Source organism: Bartonella sp. AD328YNZD (genome assembly GCF_042196425.1).
Genome location: NZ_JBHIQG010000480.1, coordinates 1 through 1,470 on the forward strand (window position 1 = coordinate 1; position 1,470 = coordinate 1,470).

Genomic DNA, 1,470 nt, shown 5'->3' on the forward strand with positions numbered 1-1,470 from the left:
ATGCTAAAAGCTTCTAAATCTTGTTCACCAATCCCTGCTTGGCTAGCACTGGTCATCAATTCTAAGACTTCACGAGCAGCCAAAGGGATTTTTGTAGAGGTTTCAAGCGCAAAACGGCGCAATTCCTTTAAGCGATTAAGGGGGGCATCCAGAACCTTTTCCAAGCCCTTCATCGATTGATCAAATTGCATGGCTTTATAAAGGGGGGCAATTAAGGTTTTGGTTTGCGCAATCGCCCCCACCATACGCCCCCGCGCTTGGATAAAAGCATTTTCTGCATTCTTTGTCGCATCCTCAAGATGCTCCGAGTCAAACCTCCCTTTAAAATGCTTTCGTGTCTGGCTTTGGAAATGCGCAACATCGGCACTTAAGGCTTTTAAGTCTCGCTTAGCAGAAGCTATCCCCTCTTGCAGATGATTGACAAAACGCACAACAAGGGAAACATCCATGATCGTCTCTTATCCTAACTGATGGCTTTCATATTCTTGAGCTTTCAGGCGTGCTAATTCGCTGCGATAGGCAATCACATCCAGCCAATCCATCTGATTAATTTCTGAAGGCGCCCAGTGATAATAAAGGGCTAGTTCTGCCCCAAATTGTCTGGCAGAGAGGATTGGCGTTGCGTAAAAAAAGCAAAAAAAGCCTTCAATATTGCGACAATATCTATCACATCAACTCGATCAATCAATTCAATAGATTCATGTGACATATCAGCCAAAAGTGCTGTGATGCCTTCTGTTGCCTCACTTGTGAACAAAACTTGAGAAAGCTTCGTGATAAGCACATCATTGCTCAAAGTTGTTTTTTGCTCTCCAAACTCAGGAAGCAGCAGCTCTGTCAATTGTGGTCCAATGAGCACCGCTAATTGCTTGGCATGCTTAAAAGTGGGGCGATAAAAGGTCAGTTTCTTGCAGAGAGATTCTTTGCCTCCTTTATCCTGATAAGGAAGCGGAACCTGCAACTCTACATCAATGCTGGTTTGTAAACTTGTCATGATCAATTCCTATAAATGAGAACCCTATCAATAATGAGAGCTTATAAGTTGAGAATAGAGCGGCGGCGAGAACCGATCTCTTGCCCGTTGCGCACAAGCCAGCCACCCCGTTTAAAGGAAAAGCGATGCAAAACAGAACCATCCCAAAATTCCGTATAATCCCAAATATTTTTGATCTCGCAATCATAGCCTGTCGCTTTTCCAGCCGTTAAGCCTTCGCTATCGACTTTGACCAACCGCCCTGTCACATCAATGGAATGTTCATGCTCACGCCCATCTTCTTCAGAGATCACATGTTTTTTGCCAGTGAATTTATGACGAAGACCAGGAGGACCACCAAAGATGCCGATGACCTCAGGGGTATGGCTGCGGATTTTCATTTGCATGCTCAAAGCTTTGACACCAAGACCGCTCACATCAATCTGCATATCAGAGCCCCCTGGTTGATAGGTTTCTGTGATTTCTTCCAACGTAGG

At 44.7% G+C, this 1,470-nt stretch carries 3 protein-coding genes; all 3 read right to left on the reverse strand.

Annotated elements, in window-relative coordinates; all coding sequences use genetic code 11:
- Nucleotides 1-449 (reverse strand): phage tail tape measure protein (locus ACFIO3_RS13010; RefSeq protein WP_375615533.1); only part of this gene is annotated, 449 nt, incomplete at its 3' end.
- Nucleotides 450-580: 131 nt separating this feature from the next.
- Entirely contained in the window at nt 581-994 is a 414-nt protein-coding gene (locus tag ACFIO3_RS13015) for a hypothetical protein (RefSeq protein ID WP_375608793.1), read from the reverse strand.
- A 41-nt stretch (nt 995-1,035) separates the two neighbouring features.
- Nucleotides 1,036-1,470, reverse strand: a 435-nt coding sequence (locus ACFIO3_RS13020; protein ID WP_375704598.1) for a phage major tail tube protein, incomplete at its 5' end; no start/stop codon positions are given.